Source organism: Streptomyces camelliae, assembly GCF_027625935.1.
GTDB lineage: Bacteria > Actinomycetota > Actinomycetes > Streptomycetales > Streptomycetaceae > Streptomyces > Streptomyces camelliae.
On the sequence record NZ_CP115300.1, the window covers coordinates 1,249,692 to 1,269,925 of the forward strand.

Consider the following 20,234-nt stretch of genomic DNA (forward strand, 5'->3'; position numbering starts at 1 on the left):
CGACCCTTCGGGCCTCCGCGCGTTCGGTCTCTCACCGCCGGCGCGCCCCTTCGGCTCACTCGCCGGCAGGCGTGCGCTCACGGCGCCACCCCCGTGGACGCCCTGGTCACCGCCCGTGCGGTCTCCCCCGTCGTGCTCATGTACGCATCGTGGGTGATGCTGGGCTTACGCCGCAACGGAGTTTCCCGGCTCGCTACGCCCCGGAGAACGCGTACGGAAACGGAGGTGACCGAACCGGAACGTCCGGTGGGGCGCCCTTGTGCGAACCGGCTCAAGGGTCTTGGGTGGAACGGATGCCGACCCGGCCCCCTGACAAACCGGGCCGCTGGCATGGTGGAATCTCAGGAGGATCCCGACATGTCCGACTCGAAGAGCGACGGCGGCGACTGTACCGACCACCGCACCGCCGTCACCGAGGCCGAGGTGGAGGCCCTGGTCAAGGGCATCTGCTTCAAGACCGGGCCGCCCCGCGCGCTCGGTGTCGAACTGGAGTGGCTGGTCCACGATGTGGACGCCCCCCAGGTCCCCGTGACACCCGAACGGCTCGAAGCGGCCTACGCCGCCCTGCGGGCCGTACCCCTGCGCTCGCCGCTCACCGTCGAGCCCGGCGGCCAGCTGGAGCTCAGTTCGCCGCCCGCCGCCTCCCTGATGGAGTGCATCCGCACCGTCTCGGCCGACCTGGACACCGTGCGCGGCGCCCTCGCCGAGGACGGGCTCACCCTCGTCGGCATCGGCCACGATCCCTGGCACACCCCGCGCCGGTTCCTGCACGAGCCGCGCTACGACGCCATGGAGATCTGCCTGGACCGCACCGGTCCGGCCGGCCGCCGCATGATGTGCGCCTCCGCCTCCGTGCAGGTCTGCGTGGACGCCGGGCACGAGGAGCCCGGCCCGCTCGGGCATGTGCGGCGCTGGTGGCTGGCGCATCACCTGGGCGCGGTCCTGGTGGCCGCGTTCGCCAACTCCCCGCTGATCGGCCAGGAGCCCACGGGCTGGCTGTCCACCCGGCAACTGCTGTGGACGGAGATCGGCGCCGACCGGGCGGGCGCTCCCCCGCTGGACGACGGTCCGCGGACCGCCTGGGCCCGGCATGTGCTGGACTCACCGGTGATGTGCGTCCGCCAGGACGGCGGGCCGTGGGAGGTGCCCGAAGGGCTCACCTTCCGGGAGTGGACCCGCTCCGGGTCGCCCCGGCCGCCCACCCGGGCGGACCTGGACTATCACCTGACCACGCTGTTCCCGCCGGTCCGGCCGCGCGGCCATCTGGAGCTGCGCATGATCGACGCGCAGCCCGGCGAGGACGGCTGGATCGTGCCGCTCGCGGTGACGGCAGCGCTGTTCGACGACCTGGAGGCCGCCGAGACGGCGTACCGGACCGTGAAACCGCTCGCGGAACGCGCCCTGGACCGGCCGGCCCCCCACAACCCCCTCTGGACCGACGCGGCGCGGCACGGGCTCGCCGATCCGGAACTGCGCGAGGCCGCCGCCGTGTGTTTCGCGGCGGCGCTCGGGGCGCTGCCCCGGCTCGGGGCCACCACCGAGGTCACCGACGCGGTGGCCGCATACCTCGACCGTTACGTCGCCCGGGGCCGCTGCCCGGCCGACGACCTGCTGGACCTGCGGCGCGACATGGGCGCGTCCCGGTCCGGCCGCACCGGGGGCACCCCCGCCGACCGTCGGAGGAAGGACATCCGCACATGACCGCCCCCGAGACCGAGACCGCGGTGAGCGAGTGGGACACCGAGGCGCTGCGCGAGCGCGCGCTCACCTCGCTGCTCACCGCCCGTGACCGCACCACGCTGCTGACCAGCTGCGTCGAGGACCCGGACCTCACCGCCCAGCACTCCCCGCTGATGTCGCCGCTCGTGTGGGACCTCGCACACATCGGCAACCAGGAGGAGCTGTGGCTGCTGCGGGCGGTCGGCGGCCGGGAGGCGATGCGGCCCGAGATCGACGGCCTGTACGACGCCTTCGAGCACCCGCGCTCCGCGCGTCCCTCGCTGCCGCTGCTGCCGCCCGCCAAGGCCCGGCAGTACGCGGCCGAGGTGCGCGGCCGGGTGCTGGACCTGCTGGCGGGCGCCGACTTCCACGGCTCACGGCTGACCGAGGCCGCCTTCGCCTTCGGAATGATCGCCCAGCACGAGCAGCAGCACGACGAGACGATGCTGATCACCCATCAGCTCAGAAAGGGACCGCGGGCGCTGACCGCCCCCGATCCCGAGCCGGCGCCACCGTACACCGGTCCGGCCGAAGTCCTGGTGCCCGGCGGCCCGTTCACGATGGGCACCTCCGGCGAGCCGTGGGCGCTGGACAACGAACGCCCCGCACATGTCCGAGAGGTGGCACCGTTCTGGATCGACACCACCCCGGTGACGAACGCGGCGTACCTGGCGTTCATCGAGGACGGCGGGTACGACACCGAACGCTGGTGGACGCCGGAGGGCTGGGCGCACATCCGGCAGCACTCCCTCACGGCCCCGCTGTTCTGGCACCGGGAGGGCGGGCAGTGGCTGCGCCGCCGGTTCGGGGTCACCGAGCCGGTCGTACCGGACGAGCCGGTGCTGCACGTGTGCTGGTACGAGGCCGACGCCTACGCCCGCTGGGCCGGACGGCGGCTGCCCACCGAGACGGAGTGGGAGAAGGCCGCCCGCCACGACCCGGCCACCGGCCGCTCCCGGCGCTACCCCTGGGGCGACGCGGACCCGGCGCCGCACCACGCCAACCTGGGCCAGCGGCACCTCGGTCCCGCACCCGCCGGCAGCTACCCGGCCGGTGAATCCCCGCTTGGCGTACGGCAGTTGATCGGGGACGTGTGGGAGTGGACGGCGAGCGACTTCCTGCCGTACCCCGGGTTCCAGGCGTTCCCGTACAAGGAGTACTCGGAGGTGTTCTTCGGCCCCGAGTACAAGGTCCTGCGCGGCGGTTCGTTCGCGGTGGACCCGGTGGCCTGCCGGGGCACGTTCCGCAACTGGGACTATCCGATCCGGCGGCAGATCTTCTCCGGATTCCGCACGGCCCGCACGGCGGCCGTCTGATGTGCCGTCACATCGCCTATCTGGGGCCGGAGACACCGCTGGGCCGGATCCTCATGGAGCCTGCGCACAGCCTGGTGCACCAGTCGTGGTCGCCCGAGCGGCAGGCGTCCGGGACGGTCAACGCCGATGGTTTCGGGGTGGGTTGGTACGCCCCGGGGGATCCCGTCCCGGCGCGCTACCGGCGGGCCGGGCCCATCTGGGCGGACCTGTCCTTCGCCGATCTGGCCCGGGTGGTGCGCTCCGGCGCCGTGCTCGCCGCCGTACGGGACGCGACGCTCGCGGGCGCGGACGCCGAGGCCGCCGCGGCGCCCTTCACCGCCGGGCGGTGGCTGTTCAGTCACAACGGGGCCGTCGCGGGCTGGCCGGACTCGGCCGCCCCGCTGATGTCCGCCCTGCCCCCGGTCGAGCTGCTGACGCTGGAGGCCCGTACCGACTCGGCGTTCGTGTGGGCGCTGGTCCTGCACCGGCTACGCGCGGGCGACGACCCCGGCCAGGCCTTGGGCGAAACGGTTCGCCAGCTGGCCGGGGCGGCCCCCGCCTCCCGGCTCAATCTGCTGCTGACCGACGGCGTCACGATCGCCGCCACCGCCTGGGGCGACAGCCTCTGGTACCGCACGGAGCCCGGCCGGAGCACGGTCGTCGCCTCCGAGCCCTACGACGACGACCCGCTCTGGCAGGAGGTCCCCGACCGCACCGTGCTCACCGCGAGCCGCGCCGGCGTGCTGCTCGCCCCGCCGGCGGATCCGGCGTCCTCCCCCACTCTCGACTCCGCTCGGGCGGGGGGACCCCCATCATCGAAGGAGCCTTGTACGTGAGCCCCCTGCACGTCACCCGCACCCTCCCCGAGGACGCGACGGACGCCGCGCTGCGCGCCGACGTCCTGCACGGCCTCACCGATCACCCCAAGTGGCTGCCGCCGAAGTGGTTCTACGACGCCCGGGGCAGTGAACTGTTCGAGCAGATCACCGAGTTGCCCGAGTACTACCCGACGCGGGCCGAGCGGGAGATCCTGCTCGCCCGGTCCGGCGAGATCGCCGCGGCGAGCGGCGCCCGCACCCTGGTCGAGCTGGGCTCGGGCTCCTCGGAGAAGACCCGCCATCTGCTCGACGCGCTCACGCCCGCGGCGTACGTCCCGGTCGACGTCAGCGAGAGCGCCCTCACCCAGGCCGGGCAGGCGCTCGTCGAGGAGCGCCCCGGCCTCGAAGTCCACGCACTGATCGCCGACTTCACCGCCCCGCTCACCCTGCCGGCCACTCCGGGACCCCGGCTGCTGGCGTTCCTCGGCGGCACGATCGGCAATCTGCTGCCGGACGAGCGGGGGAAGTTCCTGGCCTCCGTGCGCGGGCTGCTCGCGCCGGGCGACGGGCTGCTGCTCGGCACCGACCTCGTCAAGGACGAAAACGTGCTGGTGCGGGCCTACGACGACGCGGCCGGAGTGACGGCCGAGTTCAACAAGAACGTGCTGGCCGTCGTCGACCGGGAACTGGGCGCCGACTTCGACCCGGACACCTTCGACCACGTGGCCCTGTGGGACGCCGAGCGCGAGTGGATCGAGATGCGGCTGCGCTCCCGTACCGCGCAGACCGTGAAGGTGCCCGCGCTGGACCTGGCCGTGGACTTCGCGGCGGGCGAGGAGCTGCGCACCGAGGTGTCGGCGAAGTTCCGCCGGGACGGAATCACCGGCGAACTGGCCGATGCCGGGCTTGAGTTGACGCACTGGTGGACCGACGCGGAGGGCCGGTTCGCGCTGTCGCTGAGCGTGGCCCAGTGAAGCGGAGGCGGGATCAGAGGCTGGGGGTCAGCTCCTCGGTGATCCTGCGGGAGGCGCGGCGGGCCTCGGTCGCCGGGTCCGCGCCGCGGAGCACCCGGGTCATGTACTCCTTGATCGGATTGTCGGCCTCGACGTCGGCCCACTGAGGGGTGCTGGGGGTCGCCCGCCCGTGCGCCGCGCCCGCGGCCATGGCGGCGACCCCCTCCTCGCCCGCGACCGCGCCCGTCAGCGTGGTCTTGTTGGGCACGTAGTTCATGGTGCGGGCGAGTTCGGTGTCCCACGTGGCGCCGGTGAGCGCGCCGACGACGGCGGTCGCCGCGAACTGGTCCCTGGTGTTCTGGGGGACGACGAGGTCGGAGCCGCCGGTGAACACGGCGCCCGGCCGGGCGGCGGTCTTCCCGGGCACCGGGAAGAAGCCCAGCTTGCCCTTCAGACCCGGGTTCTGCCGGACGATCGACTGGGCGAGCCCGGGTACGGCGACGATCTGCGCGACCTGGCCGCCGGCGAACACCCCGGCCTGGGGCGGGTGTTCCTCGTCGGCGCCCACGGGACCCCGGCCGAGGGCCTGGAGCCGGCGGTAGAAGTCCATGCCGCGCAGCGCGGCCGCGGTGTCCAGGGTGCCCTTCCAGTCGTAGTCCTTCTGCACGGCGAGGTCGCCGCCCTCGTCCCAGATGAAGCCGGAGAGCGTGTACCAGTCCTGTCCGGCGAGGTAAATGCCCTGGTTGCGGCCGGAGTTGAGCTTCTCGGTATCGGCGAGCCACTCGTCGCGGGTCTTCGGCGGGCCGCTGATGCCGGCCGCCTCGAACAGGTCCTTGCGGTAGATGACGACGCGGTTGGCCGCGTACCAGGGGATGCCGTACTGCGCGTTGCCGTCCTTGCCGGGCTCGGCGAGGCCGGGCAGCCACTGGTCCTTGCCCCAGTCGCGCATCGACTCCAGGGTGAGATCGGCGAGTCGGCCGCCGTCGGCGTACAGCGGCACCTGGGTGTTGCCGACCTCGATGACGTCGGGTCCGTCGCCGGAGGTGTCCTTGAGCGCCGTGCGGACCTTCTCGACGATGCCGGTCCACTGCTGGATGCGGATGTCGAGGCGCAGGTCCTGGTGGGTGCGCTCGAAGTCCCCGGTGAAGCGCCGGAGGAACTCCTCGGAGGCGCTGTCCTTCATCAGCCACACGGTGACGGTCTTGCGCCCGTGCCCGCCCGGGAGCATCCCGCAGGCGCTCACGAGGCAGCCGGTGGCACAGACGAGGGCGAGCAGACGACGTCTCACGAGGGGTCCTGTTCTGTCTGGCAAGGTGCGGACAGGCGTGGGGGCCCGACGTGGGGGGACGAGCGGCGGCGCTCGCACGGGTGTGCTGGATTTTGGTATGGACCAATGCAGAGGTCAAGGGCGGGGCCATGGGCTACCCGCGGTAGTTCCGGGACGCCGTGCGGGCGGGGCGGGGATGCGGCACGGTGGAGGGTGGCCTGACCCGAGAGGAGCACCCTCATGTCGAATCACACCTATCGCGTCACCGAGATCGTCGGCACCTCGCACGAAGGTATCGACCAGGCCATCCGCAACGGCATCGCGCGCGCCGACCAGACGCTGCGCAATCTGGACTGGTTCGTGGTGACGGAGGTGCGCGGGCAGATCGAGAACGGGCGGATCGAGCACTACCAGGTGGGGCTGAAGGTGGGCTTCCGCATCGAGGACGGCACCTGACGCCCCTCAGGTGCGGCCCTCCCGCTCCTGAACCTCTTCCAGCACGACGGACTTCGCGGTCCAGCGGGCCCGTACGACGCGGAACCCGGCGCGTTCGGCGTCGTCACAGACCAGTTCGTCGTCGTCCACGACGAAGCGGATCTCACGGCCCTGGGCGAGCCGGCGCAGGATCTCCAGCTTGGTGAACCGAGCGGGCCTGCGATCGGCGTTGCCCCGCATGAACACCCGCCCCTCGGGCAGCCCGTGGGCCGCGAGCCAGTCCAGAGTGTCTCGCCGGCACCGCTCGGGGCGGCCGGTGAGATAGACGACCTCGCACGCGCGGGCGCTCTCCACGGCCAGCGCGATGCCCTCGGTGATCGGCGGATCCTGGGGCGCGGCCGCGAAGAACCCGTCCCAGTCCCGCGGCCGTTCTTCGAGAAAGTGCTGCCGGTGGCCGGTGTCGGCCAGGGTGTTGTCGAGGTCGAACACGGCGAGCGGCCGCTTGCTGCTGTCGGTCACCCCGCCACCCTAGCCAGGACCCGCCGCCCGGGAATCCCCGGTCCCGCAGCGCGTTGACACCTGTGTGAGCAGCTCAGTGATCGCCCGGACCCGGTTCTCCGTCCTCGACCGTTCCCGCACCCGCGCGGGACGGCCGCCCGCCGAGGCGCTGCGGGACACCGTCGCGCTGGCCCGTCGTGCGGAGGCCCTGGGCTACCACCGTTTCTGGGTGTCCGAGCACCACGGCGTGCCCGGTGTCGCCGGGTCCGCGCCGACCGTGCTCGCCGCCGCTGTCGCCGCGGCCACCCGCACCATCCGGGTCGGCACCGGCGGGGTGATGCTGCCCAACCACCGGCCCCTCGTCGTCGCCGAGCAGTTCGGCGTACTGGAGGCGCTGTTCCCCGGGCGGATCGACATGGGGCTCGGGCGGTCCGTCGGCTTCACCGACGGGGTGCGCAGGGCCCTCGGCCGGGACAAGGAGGACGCCGAGGACTTCGCGGCCCAGCTCGGCGAGCTGCTCGGCTGGTTCGAGGGCACCTCGCCGACCGGGGTGCACGCCCGCCCCGCCGAGGGCCTGCGGGTGCCGCCGTTCGTGCTGGCCATGGGCGAAGGCGCGCGGATCGCGGCGCGCGCCGGGCTGCCCATGGTCATCGGGGACCTCCGGCACCGCGAGAAGATGCTGCGCGGCATCGACCGCTATCGCACCGAGTTCCGCCCCTCCCCCTGGGCGTCCGCGCCGTACGTCGTGGTCTCCGGCACGATCGCGGTCGCCGGCACCGAGGCGCAGGCGCGGCGGCTGCTGGTGCCCGAGGCCTGGTCGATGGCGTACTCCCGCACCCACGGCACCTTCCCGCCGCTCGCCCCCGCCGAGGAGACCGAGGCCCGCGCGATGACCGCGAAGGAGCGGGATCTCTACGAGTCCGGGCTCGCGGGGCACATCGCGGGCACGGCGGAACAGGTCGCCCACGAGCTGGAGACGGTGCTGAAGGAGTCGGGCGCCGACGAGGTCCTGGTCACCACCAGCGCCTACGACCGTACGGCCCTGCTGGACTCCTACCGGCGGCTCGCCGGCCTCTTCGCCCCGGGCCGCTGACGCCCGAGATGCGAGCGCGGCCGGGGCCGGTGACCCTGGGAGGGGAAGCCTCACACGACCAGGAGGGCTGCCATGTCCGTGATGGACAAGCTCAAGCAGATGCTCAAGGGCCACGAGGACCAGGCCCGGCAGGGTGTCGACAAGGCGGGCGACGCGTTCGACGCGAAGACCCAGAACAAATACAGCTCCCAGACCGACGCCGCGCAGAAGAAGATCGACGAGCAGCTCGGAATCCAGGAACAAGACCGGGACAACCCTCCGCAGTAGCGGTGCGCGGGCGCGGATAGAGTTGCGCGTCTATGCACCACCCACATGACCCCTACGTCCGCGTCCGCGGCGCCCGCGAGCACAACCTGAAGGGCGTCGACGTGGACATCCCGCGGGACGTACTGGCCGTGTTCACCGGCGTGTCCGGCTCGGGGAAGTCGTCCCTGGCGTTCGGCACGATCTACGCCGAGGCCCAGCGGCGCTACTTCGAGTCGGTCGCGCCGTACGCGCGCCGGCTCATCCACCAGGTCGGGGCGCCCAAGGTCGGGGAGATCACCGGGCTGCCGCCCGCGGTCTCGCTCCAGCAGCGCCGCGCGGCTCCCACCTCCCGTTCCTCGGTGGGCACGGTCACCAATCTCTCCAACTCCCTGCGCATGCTGTTCTCGCGCGCCGGGGAGTATCCGCCGGGCGCCGAACGCCTGGACTCGGACGCGTTCTCGCCGAACACGGCGGCCGGTGCCTGCCCGGAGTGCCACGGCCTCGGCCAGGTCCACGACACGTCCGAGGAACTGCTGGTCCCGGACCCCGCGCTGTCGATCCGCGAGGGCGCGATCGCCGCCTGGCCGGGTGCCTGGCAGGGCAAGAACCTGCGGGACATCCTCGACACTCTCGGCCACGACGTCGACCGGCCCTGGCGCGAACTCCCGGCCGAAGAGCGCGCGTGGATCCTGTTCACGGACGAGCAGCCGGTCGTCACCGTCCACCCGGTACGGGACGCCGACCGCATCCAACGGCCGTACCAGGGCACGTACATGAGCGCTCGCCGGTATGTGCTGAAGACCTTCGCGGACACCAAGTCCCAGGCGCTGCGCGCGAAGGCGGAACGTTTTCTGACCGCCGCGCCGTGCCGGGTGTGCGGGGGCAGCCGACTGCGGCCGGAGGCGCTCGCGGTGACCTTCGGCGGCCGCAGCATCGCCGAGCTGGCCGCGCTGCCGCTGACGGACCTGGCCGGACTGCTCGACGGCCACGACGAGACCGCCCGGGTGCTCACCGAGGACCTGCGGTCCCGGATCGCACCGGTGGTCGAACTGGGCCTCGGCTACCTCAGCCTCGACCGGTCCACTCCCACCCTCTCGGCGGGCGAGCTGCAACGACTGCGCCTGGCCACCCAGTTGCGCTCCGGGCTGTTCGGCGTGGTGTACGTCCTGGACGAGCCGTCGGCCGGACTGCACCCGGCGGACACCGAGGCGCTGCTGACCGTGCTGGAGCGGCTGAAGGCGGCCGGGAACTCGGTGTTCGTGGTGGAGCACCATCTGGAGGTGGTGCGCGGCGCGGACTGGCTGGTGGACGTCGGCCCCGGCGCGGGCGAGCACGGCGGACAGGTGCTGTACAGCGGGCCGCCCGCCGAGCTGGAGTGCGTCGAGGAGTCGGCGACGGCGGCCTATCTGTTCGACGAGTCTCCGGGGGCCGCTCGCCAAGTCCGCGAGCCGCGCGGCTGGTTGACGGTCGGCCCCGTGAGCCGGCACAACCTGCGCGCGGTGACGGCGCGGTTCCCGCGGGCCGCGTTCACCGCTGTCACCGGTGTCTCCGGTTCCGGAAAGTCCACACTCATCGGCGAGTTGACCGAGGAGCTGGCGGGCGTGGAGCGGCTGGTCCGGGTCGACCAGCGGCCGATCGGACGGACCCCGCGCTCCAATCTGGCCACCTACACCGGCCTGTTCGACGTCGTCCGCAAGGTGTTCGCCGGCACCGAGGAGGCGCGCTCGCGCGGGTACGGCGTCGGACGGTTCTCCTTCAACGTGGCGGGGGGCCGCTGCGAGACCTGTCAGGGCGAGGGGTTCGTCAGCGTCGAGCTGCTGTTCCTGCCGAGCACCTACGCGCCCTGCCCGGACTGCGGGGGTGCCCGCTACAACCCCGAGACACTTCAGGTGACGTACCGGGAACGGAACATCGCCGAGGTGCTCGATCTGACGGTGGAGGCGGCTGCGAGGTTCTTCGCGGACGTCCCGGCCGCCGCCCGGAGCCTGGGCACCCTGCTCGGCGTGGGCCTCGGCTATCTGAGGCTCGGGCAGCCGGCGACCGAGCTGTCCGGCGGCGAGGCCCAGCGGATCAAGCTGGCGAGCGAGCTGCAGCGCGGCCGGCGCGGCCACACCCTGTACCTGCTGGACGAGCCCACCACCGGGCTGCATCCGGCCGACGTCGAGGTGCTGATGGAGCGGCTGCACGGGCTGGTCGACGCCGGGCACACGGTCGTGGTGGTCGAGCACGACATGACGGTCGTCGCGGGCGCCGACTGGGTGATCGACCTGGGTCCGGGCGGCGGCGACCGGGGCGGCCGGGTCGTGGCGTCCGGTCCGCCGGAACAGGTGGCCCGGTCGGCGGCCAGCGCCACCGCGCCGTATCTGGCCCGGGTCATGCCGTGAGTGCCGCGCGTCGCCGACGCGTGCGGCATACCCACCACCCACGAGATGCATTCATCCCCGGCGTGAACGCCGGGGATGAATGGAAGAGTCCCGGTAACCGCCCGTCCCGGGCCCGCCCGCGACCAGGGCCGTGTGCGTCCAGGCCGGTTCCGGGCTCACCGGCGTGGCCGCGCGGGCCAGGGTACGGCGGTCGGGGTGGGCGCCCGGCGGGATGAGCGGCCGTATCTCCACTTCGGCGATCAGGCCCCGGGCGCGGGCCACCCGCCACAGGGAGGCGAGCAGGGTGTCCTCGCCGACGAACGCCGCCGCCGTGCCGGGGCCGCCGTCCTGCTGCCGGTAGCGCAGTTCGACCGGCTGCACGGGCACGCCCGCGTCGAGCGCGGCCTGGAAGACGGCCCGGTGGAAGCGGCCGTGGGCCCGTCCGCACCAGGTGCTGCCCTCGGGGAAGGCGGCCACGGCCGCGCCCGCGCGCAGCGCCCCGGCGATCCGGTCGACCGTCTCGGGCAGGGCGCGCAGCCGGTCCCGCTCGATGAACAGAGCCCCGCCGCGCGCGGCCAGTGCACCCGCCACCGGCCACTGCCGGATCTCGGTCTTGGCGAGCATGCGGGCCGGGCGTACGGCGGTGAGCAGCGGGATGTCCAGCCACGAGACGTGGTTGGCGACCAGCAGCAGCCCGCCCGCCGGAGCGGGGGTCCCGGTGAGGCGGACCCGGACCCCGACGGCCCGCACGATCGCCCGGCACCACCGCCTGACCCACTCGGCGGGGATCCGGCCGCCGAACGGGGACAGCGCGATCCCGGCCAGCACCAGAGCCACGACGGCGGTCAGCCGCAGCACCGCCCGGGGTACGGCCGCCGCGGTGCGGGCCTGCTCCACACAGGCGCCCGGGGTGCAGGGCGCGCTGGGCAGCCAGACGCTCATCAGGCCGGCACGAGGGAGAGGAAGTGCCGCAGATAGCGCGCGTTGACCCGGCGCATCGACAGCAGCACGTACAGGTCGGCGACCCCGAAGTCCGGATCGTGCGCGGGTTCACCGCACACCCAGGCGCCGAGGCGGAGGTAGCCACGCAGCAGGGCGGGCAGCTCGCTGTGCCCGGCGGGGGCCCCGGCGTTCGGGGTCCAGGGCAGCAGCGGCCGTACCCGGAACTCCTCGGGGGCCAGGTTCTTGGCGCGCACCCGCTCCCAGGTGGCGGTCGCGAGGGCGCCGCCGTCGGCGAGCGGTATCGAGCAGCAGCCGGCCAGCCACTCGTGCCCGCGGTCGACCATGTAGCGGGCGATGCCGGCCCAGATCAGGCTGATGACGGCGCCGTCGCGGTGGTCGGGGTGCACGCAGGAGCGGCCGACCTCGACCAGGCCGGGCCGGATCGCGTCGAGGGCGCTCAGCTCGAACTCGCCCTCGGAGTAGAGCCGCCCGGCGACCGCGGCCCGCTCCGGGGGCAGCAGCCGGTAGGTGCCGACGACCTGGCCGGTCACGGTGTCGCGGACCAGCAGGTGGTCGCAGTAGGCGTCGAAGGCGTCGATGTCGAGGCCCGGCTCCGAGGTGGCCAGCAGGGCCCCCAGCTCCCCGGCGAAGACGTCGTGCCGCAGCCGCTGCGCGGCACGCACGTCGTCCTCGTCGCGGGCGAGGGTGACGCTGTAGCGGGTGGGTGCCGCGGGCTGCGGGGGACGGTCGAGGGTGGACACGCCGGTCATGGCTCTCTCCATGGTCACGGGCCGGTTCGGCGACAGCGGCGGCGGGCTCGGTGTGTACGGCCCGTCGCTCCTGTTCTTCCGACGCCGGTTGGCGTCAGCGTGACCTGAGCGGGGAGAGCGGATGTGGGAATGCTGAACGCCGGGGGCCTCATGATCGGGGAAACCAGACGGGGCCGGGGATGAGCACCACTCCCGGCCCCGCCCGTCCGCCCCCTGTTGTCGGCGAACGTTCTTCTTCTTCCGGTGGCGCTACCGCTTGCCCGCCTTCCGGGTGGCCCGCAGCCACTCCCTGTTCATACCGGTGATCGACACCAGCGGAATGCCCTTCGGACAGGCCGTCGCGCACTCACCGGTCAGCGTGCACCCGCCGAAGCCCTCCGCGTCCATCTGCGCCACCATGTCCAGCACCCGCGTCTCCCGCTCGGGTGCCCCCTGGGGCAGCACGTTGAGATGGTTGATCTTGGCGGAGGTGAACAGCATCGCCGCGCCGTTGGGGCACGCGGCCACGCACGCCCCGCAGCCGATGCACTCCGCGTGCTCGAAGGCGAAGTCGGCGTCGGCCTTCGGCACCGGCGTGGCGTGGGCCTCGGGCGCGGAGCCGGTGGGCGCGGTGACATAGCCGCCGGCCTGGATGATCCGGTCGAACGCGGACCGGTCGACGACCAGGTCCTTGATCACCGGGAACGCGGCCGCCCGCCACGGCTCGATGTCGATCGTGTCGCCGTCCTTGAAGGACCGCATGTGCAGCTGGCAGGTGGTGGTGCGCTCCGGGCCGTGCGCGTCGCCGTTGATCACGAGGGAACAGGCGCCGCAGATGCCCTCGCGGCAGTCGTGGTCGAAGGCGACGGGGGCCTCGCCGGACAGGATGAGCTGTTCGTTGAGGACGTCCAGCATCTCCAGGAAGGACATGTCGGACGAGATGCCGTCCACCTCGTACGTGGACATCGCTCCGTCGGCGCCGGCGTTCTTCTGCCGCCAGACGCGCAGGGTGAGCTTCATGCGTAGCTCCGCTGGGTGGGGTGGACGTACTCGAAGACCAGGTCTTCCTTGTGCAGGACGGGAGCCGTGCCGGTGCCGGTGAACTCCCAGGCGGCCGCGTAGGAGAACTCCTCGTCCTTGCGGGCGGCCTCGCCGTCCGGGGTCTGGGACTCCTCGCGGAAGTGGCCGCCGCAGGACTCGGCGCGGTGCAGCGCGTCGAGGCACATCAGCTCGGCGAGCTCCAGGTAGTCGACGATCCGGTTGGCCTTCTCCAGCGACTGGTTGAACTCCTCGCCGGTCCCGGGGACCTTGATGCGTCGCCAGAACTCCTCGCGGATCTGCGGGATGCGCTCCAGGGCCTTGCGCAGCCCTGCGTCGGTGCGCGCCATGCCGCAGAACTCCCACATCAGCTCGCCGAGTTCGCGGTGGAAGGAGTCCGGGGTGCGGTCGCCGTCGACGGACAGCAGCAGATTGAGCCGGTCCTCGGTCTCGGCCAGCACCTCCTGCACGACGGGGTGTTCGGCGGTCACCCGCTCCTGGTGCGGGTTGCGGGCCAGGTAGTCGTTGATGGTGGCCGGCAGGACGAAGTAGCCGTCGGCGAGGCCCTGCATCAGCGCGGAGGCTCCGAGCCGGTTGGCGCCGTGGTCGGAGAAGTTGGCCTCACCGACGGCGAACAGGCCGGGAATGGTGGTCTGGAGGTCGTAGTCGACCCACAGTCCGCCCATCGTGTAGTGCACGGCCGGGTAGATCCGCATCGGCACCTCGTACGGATCCTCGTCGGTGATCCGCTGGTACATGTCGAAGAGGTTGCCGTACTTCGCCTCGACCGCCTTACGGCCCATCCGCTGGATGGCGTCGGCGAAGTCCAGGTAGACACCCTGGCCGCCGGGGCCCACTCCCCTGCCCTCGTCGCAGACGTTCTTAGCGGCGCGGGAGGCGATGTCCCGGGGGACGAGGTTGCCGAAGGACGGGTAGATGCGCTCCAGGTAGTAGTCGCGCTCGTCCTCGGGGATCTGGTGCGGCGGGCGGGTGTCGCCCTTGGCCTTGGGCACCCAGATCCGGCCGTCGTTGCGCAGCGACTCGCTCATCAGGGTCAGCTTGGACTGGTGGTCGCCGGTGCGCGGGATGCAGGTGGGGTGGATCTGGGTGAAGCAGGGGTTGGCGAAGTATGCGCCGCGCCGGTGCGCCCGCCACACGGCGGTCGCGTTGGAGTTCATGGCGTTGGTGGAGAGGTAGAAGACGTTGCCGTAACCGCCGGAGGCCAGCACCACCGCGTCGGCGAAGTAGGTGTCGACACGACCGGTGATCAGATCCCGGGCCACGATGCCCCGGGCCCGCCCGTCCACGACGATCAGGTCCAGCATCTCGGTGCGCGGGTGCATCTCCACGTTCCCCGCGGCGATCTGCCTGCTGAGGGCCTGGTAGGCGCCGAGCAGGAGCTGCTGTCCCGTCTGGCCACGGGCGTAGAACGTCCGCGACACCTGGACGCCGCCGAACGAGCGGGTGTCGAGCAGGCCGCCGTACTCGCGGGCGAAGGGCACGCCCTGGGCCACGCACTGGTCGATGATCTCGACCGAGATCTGCGCGAGCCGGTGCACGTTGGACTCGCGGGCGCGGAAGTCGCCGCCCTTGACGGTGTCGTAGAACAGCCGGTGGATCGAGTCGCCGTCGTTGCGGTAGTTCTTCGCCGCGTTGATGCCGCCTTGCGCGGCGATGGAGTGGGCGCGGCGCGGGGAGTCCTGGTAGCAGAACTGGACGACGTGGTAGCCCTGTTCGGCCAGGGTGGCGCCCGCCGAGCCGCCGGCGAGTCCGGTGCCGACGACGATGACGGTGTGCTTGCGCCGGTTGGCGGGGTTGACGAGCTTGGCCTCGAAGCGGCGCTTGTCCCAGCGCTCGTGGATCGGGCCGGAGGGCGCCTTGGTGTCGACGGCGGGTTCGCCGGTCGTGTAGTTCGCGTAGTCGGTCATGTCAGCTCACCACTCCGGTCATGACGCCCACGGGTACGGCGATGAAGCCGGCCGTGAGCAGCAGCGCGAGGACGTTGGCGATGGTCTTCAGGGCGCGGTCGCGGGTGCGGCTGCCGACGCCGAGGGTCTGCGCGGCGCTCCAGAAGCCGTGCCGGATGTGCAGGCCGAGCGCCAGCATCGCGACGATGTAGATGACGTTGCTGTACCAGTGGGAGAAGTCGGAGACGACGTTCTGGTACGGGTGGCCGTGCTCGAAGCGGCCCGGGTGCACGGTGCCGGTGGTCAGGTCCAGGACGTGCCAGACGACGAACAGGCCGAGGATGATCCCGCCCCAGCGCATGGTGCGGGTGGCGTAGCTCGCCCGGGGTTTCGTGTGCACGTACTTGCTGGGCCGTGCCTTGATGTCCCGGCGGCTGAGCTGGTACGCGGACGTGGCGTGGGCGACCACGGCGACGGCCATGACGATCCGGACGAGCCACAGCGTCCACATGTGGTGCATGAACGGCTCGCCGATCCGGCGCAGCCAGTGACCGTAGTCGTTGAACTCGCCCGGACCGAAGTAGATCTTCAGGTTGCCGATCATGTGCGCCACCAGGTACGCCAGCATGATCAGGCCGCTGACGGCCATCACGGTCTTCTTGCCGACGGAGGAGTCCCACATCGTGCGCGCCATGGACGGCCGTCGGTCCGTCCGCGTTGCCAGAGCCATGCCCAGCACGCTAGGGCCGGACGGCCCGATCGGTCCAAGACATGGTCCACCTGGATTCCATAGGTGGAAGCTATCGTGACACCATGCAGTTCCAGCAGCTTCAGTACTTCGTCGCCGTCGCCGAGACCCGGCACTTCACCCGGGCCGCGGAGCTGGTCCATGTCGCCCAGCCGTCGCTGTCGCAGCAGATCAAGGCGCTGGAGCGGGAGCTGGGCGCGGATCTGTTCCTGCGCGCCCGGGGCAACATCACGCTCACCGACGCGGGCGAGGCGCTGCTGCCGCTGGCCCGGCGGATCCTGGCCGACGCGGACACCGCGCGCCACGAGGTGCAGGAGCTGGTGCAGCTGCGCCGGGGGCGGGTGCGGCTGGGGGCGACGCCGAGCCTGTGCACGGGCCTGCTGCCGGACGTACTGCGTGCCTTCCACGACCGCTATCCCGGCATTCAGCTGCTGATCGAGGAGAGCGGCTCGCACGACCTGGTGCGGGAGCTGGCGCGCGGTGCGCTCGATCTCGCGCTGGTCGTGCTGCCGCTGCCGACGGCCGCGCCCGCGCTGACCACCGTGGAGTTGCTGCGGGAGGAGCTGGTGGTGGTGTCCTCACCGGAGGCGCCGGCTCCTGGCCGGGGCGGGCGGGTGGTACGCATCGCCGACCTGGAGGGTGAGCGGCTGGTGATGTTCCGGCACGGGTACGACCTGCGGGAGCTGACGGTGGCCGCGTGTCGCTCCGCTGGGTTCGAGCCGGATTTTGCCGTTGAGGGGGGTGAGATGGATGCGGTGTTGGGGTTTGTCCGGGCGGGCCTGGGGGTGTCGGTCGTTCCGCGCATGGTCGCGTCCAGGTCCGGACGCGGGCTGCGGGTCACTCCGTTGGCTCGGCCGGGGTTGCAGCGGGCCATTGCGCTGGCGCATCGCAGCGATGTGGCTCCGCCGCGGGCTGCGCGGGAGTTGCAGCGGATGTTGCTTGAGCAGTGAGGGTGCTTTCGTTCGGATTCGTCTGCCTGGGAAGCACCGTTTCGGGGTGCGGGTGCGTGGTGGCTTGTCGCGCCCCGCGGCGGGGCCGCATATCAATGCGGCCCCGCGTCCCTTGGGGAACCGCCCCGCCCCTCCTTGAAAAGTTCAGCCCGTCGCGTCCACCAACGCCAAGTCGTGCAGCCTCTCCGGCGGGCCCGGACGGGCGTAGTACCAGCCCTGGGCCGTGTCGCAGCCCAGTATCCGCAGCTGCTCGGCCTGGGCGCCGGTTTCCACGCCCTCGACCGTGACCGCGAGGTCCAGGCTGTGGGCGAGGGTGACGATGCCCTCGACGATCTTCAGGTCGACCGGGTCGGCGGGGAACTGCTGCATGCCCTGGGTGAAGGAGCGGTCCAGCTTGAGGATGCGCACCGGCAGACGGCGCAGGTTCGCGAGATTCGAGTAGCCGGTGCCGAAGTCGTCCAGGGCGATGTCGACGCCCATCTCGGCCAGCCGGCGCAGCGGTTTGAGCAGATCGTCGTCGGCGCCGATCAGGGCCGACTCGGTGACCTCCAGGCACAGGGCGTCCGGGGTGACGCCGGCGCGCTCCAGGATCTCGACCGTGTCCTGGACCAGGCCCGGATGACTGAGCTGGCACGGCGACAGGTTGACGTTGATGCGCAGCGGCCCGGCCGCCGTCTCCTCGCCGTACCGTTCTCGCCAGGCGCGGGCCTGCCGGATGGACTCCTCCAGCACCCAGCGGCCGAGCGGAACGATCAGGCCGGTGTGCTCGGCCAGTGGGATGAAGCGGTCCGGGCCGAGGACGCCGTGCTGCGGATGCAGCCAGCGCACCAGGGCCTCGGCGCCGCGCACGCTGCCGTCGCCGAGGTGGACCAGCGGCTGGTACTCGATGAAGAACTCGCCGCGCTCCAGGGCCGTCGGCAGGGCCGTGGTGAGGCCGTGACGGGTGATGGCGCGGGCGTCGGCCTCCGGGTCGGCCAGTTCGGAACGGTTGCCGCCCGCCGACTTCGCCCGGTACATGGTGATGTCAGCGCTGCGGAGGACTTCAGCGGCGGTGCGTTCGCCCGCCGGGCCCTCGACGATGCCGAGGCTGCCGCGCACCATCAGGTCCCGGCCGTCGATGCTGATGGGGGTCACGAGCGCGTTCATGATGCGCTCGGCCAGCTCGTCCACCGTGCGCTCGGTGCCGGGGCCGGTGGTGAGGGCCACGAACTCGTCGCCACCGAGCCGGGCGACCATCTCGCCGGGCGCGGTCGCGCAGGACTGCAGCCGGTCGGCGACCTCCACCAGCAGCCGGTCGCCGGCCGCGTGCCCGAGGCTGTCGTTGATGGTCTTGAAGCCGTCCAGGTCGAGATAGCACAGGCCGAACCGCTGGCCCTCGCCCGCCCCCAGCGCCTTCTCCAGGCGTTCGAAGAACAGGGTGCGGTTGGGCAGACCGGTGAGGGCGTCGTGCGTGGCCTCGTAGCGCAGCCGGAGGTTGAGCAGGCGGCGCTCGGTGGTGTCCTCCATGAGGGCGAGCTGGTACTGCGGCGCGCCGTCGGCGTCCCGCAGGAGGGAGACCGTCAGGTTGGTCCACAGGACCGTGCCGTCGGGGCGGTTGAACGCCTTCTCCATGTGGTAGTGCTCGCGCTCGCCGCGGACCAGCTCCTCGTAGAGCTTCCAGGTCTGCGGGGCGTCCTCGGGGTGCACCCAGTCCTGCACCCGGCGGCCGCGCAGCGTCGGCTCGGACAGGCCGAACATGCGCAGCAGCGCTTCGTTGACCTGCAGGACGGTTCCGTCGAGGCCGGCGATGCCGATTCCTATGGCCGCGCCCTCGAACACCGCGCGGAAGCGGGCCTCGCTGGCGTGCAGCGCCTGTGCGACCACACCCTGGGCCCGCAACGCGGCCTGGGCGATGGCCTCCTGCTCGGCCAGGGTGCGCTCGCGCAGCGCCTGCGCGAACCCGGCGGCCATCGCGTGCTGCAACCGCGAGGAACGCAGCCGCAGTTCGTCCTGCGGCGCCTCGGGATCGTCCGCACCGCAGTACAGCACCAGATACGCGTCGACGCAGTCGAGGGTGCGGGTGAGCGCCTCGGGGTCGGTGCAGTGCGCGTCCACCAGGGCGGCACCGACCGCCTTCGCGCCGTCGGCGTCGAAGCTGTGCGCCCGCAGCAGCTCGCTCAACCGGCGGGCGAGTGGCAGCAGTTGCTCCTCGAACTCGGCGCGGGTCAGCGAGGTGGAGGTCACCGGGTAGACCGCCCGGCTCCAGATCGTCGCGAACCGGCGCAGTCTGCCCTCCGGCGCGTCCGGCTCCGCGCTCACGCCGTGCGCCCCACGCCGGCGAATCCGGAGAAGGCGAACGGATCCTCGTCCTCCAACGCCGCATCCGGGCGCCAGTGCGGCATCGGCACCAGTCCGGGTTCCACCATGTCGTACCCCTCGAAGAACCGCGCGATCTCGTCGCGCGAGCGCATGATCAGCGGGTTGCGAATGTCCTTGTATACGTCCACCGCGCCCTCGGCCCGCTCGGCCGGCACCGGGATTCCCTCGTACGAGGCATGGGTGAGGATCAGCATGCTGCCGGGCGCGAGCGCCTCGCGCAGCTCGGCCACCGCACCGTAGGGATCGTCCGCGTCTTCCACGAAGTGCAGTATGGCAACGAGCAGGAGGGCCACTGGCCGGTTCAGGTCGATCAGCCGCTCCACCTGGGGGCTCGCGAGGATCTCCTGGGGCCCCAGCAGGTCCGCCGCGACCACGTCCGCGTCCGCGTTGCCCGCCAGCACCGCCTGGCTGTGCGCCACGGCGACCGGGTCGTGGTCGACGTAGACCACGCGCGCGCCCGGTGCGGCCGCCTGGGCCACCTCGTGGACGTTGCCGAACGTCGGGATGCCGGAGCCGATGTCGAGGAACTGGGTGACGCCCTGCCCGGCCGCGAAGCGCACGGCCCGGCGCATGAAGGCCCGGTTGGCCTGCATGATCTTCGGCAGGCCCGGCATGAACGCCATGGCCCTGCGCGCCGCTTCCCGGTCGACCTCGAAATTGTGCGAACCGCCCAGGTAGAAGTCGTAGATCCGCGAGACGCTCGGCACCGAGATGTCGATGCTCCGTGGGGCCCAGGCGGGACGCTCCATGTATCTCTCCAAGGCGTGGACGGCAGGGGCAGGCGATCCGGTGTTCGAGCTGAGGCTACTGATCGTCCGCCAAAGGAGCGACCTGAACCGGAAATTGACCGTCCGT

General features: G+C 72.0%; 18 protein-coding genes. 9 read left to right on the forward strand and 9 right to left on the reverse strand.

Translation table 11 applies throughout. The features are described 5' to 3' along the window. Positions 1 to 357 precede the first annotated feature (357 nt). From egtA to egtD, 4 genes are read left to right on the forward strand one after another with little or no spacing between them, the layout of a single operon-like run. Positions 358 to 1,701 (forward strand): ergothioneine biosynthesis glutamate--cysteine ligase EgtA, encoded by a 1,344-nt coding sequence (egtA, locus tag O1G22_RS05920; RefSeq protein WP_270080326.1) that lies wholly within the window; start codon positions 358 to 360, stop codon positions 1,699 to 1,701. After that, a complete protein-coding gene (egtB, locus tag O1G22_RS05925; RefSeq protein ID WP_270080327.1) occupies positions 1,698 to 3,035 on the forward strand; it encodes an ergothioneine biosynthesis protein EgtB in 1,338 nt (445 codons plus the stop codon). Before egtA ends, egtB begins: the two co-directional genes overlap by 4 nt. Beyond that, on the forward strand, positions 3,035 to 3,850 hold the full coding sequence (gene egtC / locus O1G22_RS05930; RefSeq protein WP_270080328.1) for an ergothioneine biosynthesis protein EgtC: 816 nt from the start codon (positions 3,035 to 3,037) through the stop codon (positions 3,848 to 3,850). The genes egtB and egtC overlap by 1 nt, the downstream gene beginning before the upstream one ends. After that, entirely contained in the window at positions 3,847 to 4,806 is a 960-nt protein-coding gene (gene egtD / locus O1G22_RS05935; protein ID WP_270080329.1) for an L-histidine N(alpha)-methyltransferase, read from the forward strand. The genes egtC and egtD overlap by 4 nt, the downstream gene beginning before the upstream one ends. Positions 4,807 to 4,819: 13 nt before the next feature. Here egtD and O1G22_RS05940 read toward each other — a convergent pair whose 3' ends face one another. Next, positions 4,820 to 6,073: an extracellular solute-binding protein gene (locus O1G22_RS05940; protein WP_270080330.1), complete on the reverse strand. Its 1,254-nt coding sequence runs from the start codon at positions 6,071 to 6,073 to the stop codon at positions 4,820 to 4,822. Between the two features lie 219 nt (positions 6,074 to 6,292). Between O1G22_RS05940 and O1G22_RS05945 the strand changes: the two genes are divergently transcribed. Next, a complete protein-coding gene (locus O1G22_RS05945; protein ID WP_225095008.1) occupies positions 6,293 to 6,508 on the forward strand; it encodes a dodecin in 216 nt (71 codons plus the stop codon). Between the two features lie 6 nt (positions 6,509 to 6,514). Here the strand turns inward: O1G22_RS05945 and O1G22_RS05950 are convergent, their stop codons facing one another. Continuing rightward, positions 6,515 to 7,006 (reverse strand): phosphatase domain-containing protein, encoded by a 492-nt coding sequence (locus tag O1G22_RS05950; protein WP_270080331.1) that lies wholly within the window; start codon positions 7,004 to 7,006, stop codon positions 6,515 to 6,517. Positions 7,007 to 7,070: 64 nt separating this feature from the next. Here O1G22_RS05950 and O1G22_RS05955 point away from each other — a divergent pair, with 64 nt between their 5' ends. From O1G22_RS05955 to O1G22_RS05965, 3 genes are all read left to right on the forward strand, one after another. Continuing rightward, a complete protein-coding gene (locus O1G22_RS05955) occupies positions 7,071 to 8,078 on the forward strand; it encodes an LLM class flavin-dependent oxidoreductase (protein ID WP_270080332.1) in 1,008 nt (335 codons plus the stop codon). A 72-nt stretch (positions 8,079 to 8,150) separates the two neighbouring features. Next, positions 8,151 to 8,345 carry an antitoxin gene (locus O1G22_RS05960; RefSeq protein ID WP_270080333.1) on the forward strand — a complete coding sequence of 65 codons (195 nt, stop codon included), beginning with the start codon at positions 8,151 to 8,153 and terminating at the stop codon, positions 8,343 to 8,345. A gap of 32 nt (positions 8,346 to 8,377) precedes the next feature. Next, a complete protein-coding gene (locus O1G22_RS05965; RefSeq protein WP_270080334.1) occupies positions 8,378 to 10,708 on the forward strand; it encodes an excinuclease ABC subunit UvrA in 2,331 nt (776 codons plus the stop codon). Positions 10,709 to 10,759: 51 nt separating this feature from the next. On the opposite strand, the gene O1G22_RS05970 is transcribed toward O1G22_RS05965, so the two are convergent. The 5 genes from O1G22_RS05970 to O1G22_RS05990 form a co-directional block, all read right to left on the reverse strand. Then, the gene (locus O1G22_RS05970; RefSeq protein WP_270080335.1) at positions 10,760 to 11,629 is read right to left on the reverse strand and encodes a lysophospholipid acyltransferase family protein; all 870 of its coding nucleotides are present in this window, start codon (positions 11,627 to 11,629) and stop codon (positions 10,760 to 10,762) included. Beyond that, positions 11,629 to 12,399: a GNAT family N-acetyltransferase gene (locus O1G22_RS05975; protein WP_270080336.1), complete on the reverse strand. Its 771-nt coding sequence runs from the start codon at positions 12,397 to 12,399 to the stop codon at positions 11,629 to 11,631. The genes O1G22_RS05970 and O1G22_RS05975 overlap by 1 nt, the downstream gene beginning before the upstream one ends. A gap of 249 nt (positions 12,400 to 12,648) precedes the next feature. Further along, positions 12,649 to 13,398, reverse strand: coding sequence for a succinate dehydrogenase/fumarate reductase iron-sulfur subunit (locus tag O1G22_RS05980; protein WP_270080337.1), 750 nt, complete (start codon positions 13,396 to 13,398; stop codon positions 12,649 to 12,651). Beyond that, positions 13,395 to 15,344, reverse strand: a complete 1,950-nt coding sequence (locus tag O1G22_RS05985; RefSeq protein WP_270080338.1) for a fumarate reductase/succinate dehydrogenase flavoprotein subunit — start codon at positions 15,342 to 15,344, stop codon at positions 13,395 to 13,397. Before O1G22_RS05985 ends, O1G22_RS05980 begins: the two co-directional genes overlap by 4 nt. 1 nt (position 15,345) lies before the next feature. Further along, positions 15,346 to 16,017, reverse strand: a complete 672-nt coding sequence (locus O1G22_RS05990; RefSeq protein WP_225095417.1) for a succinate dehydrogenase — start codon at positions 16,015 to 16,017, stop codon at positions 15,346 to 15,348. Positions 16,018 to 16,136: 119 nt separating this feature from the next. On the opposite strand from O1G22_RS05990, the gene O1G22_RS05995 reads away from it, so the two are divergent. Beyond that, the gene (locus O1G22_RS05995) at positions 16,137 to 17,021 is read left to right on the forward strand and encodes a LysR family transcriptional regulator (RefSeq protein WP_270080339.1); all 885 of its coding nucleotides are present in this window, start codon (positions 16,137 to 16,139) and stop codon (positions 17,019 to 17,021) included. 144 nt (positions 17,022 to 17,165) lie between these two features. Here O1G22_RS05995 and O1G22_RS06000 read toward each other — a convergent pair whose 3' ends face one another. Together O1G22_RS06000 and O1G22_RS06005 are read right to left on the reverse strand one after the other, a co-directional pair. Then, entirely contained in the window at positions 17,166 to 19,319 is a 2,154-nt protein-coding gene (locus tag O1G22_RS06000; protein ID WP_270080340.1) for a putative bifunctional diguanylate cyclase/phosphodiesterase, read from the reverse strand. Then, a complete protein-coding gene (locus O1G22_RS06005; RefSeq protein WP_270080341.1) occupies positions 19,316 to 20,128 on the reverse strand; it encodes an SAM-dependent methyltransferase in 813 nt (270 codons plus the stop codon). The genes O1G22_RS06000 and O1G22_RS06005 overlap by 4 nt, the downstream gene beginning before the upstream one ends. Positions 20,129 to 20,234 lie beyond the last annotated feature (106 nt).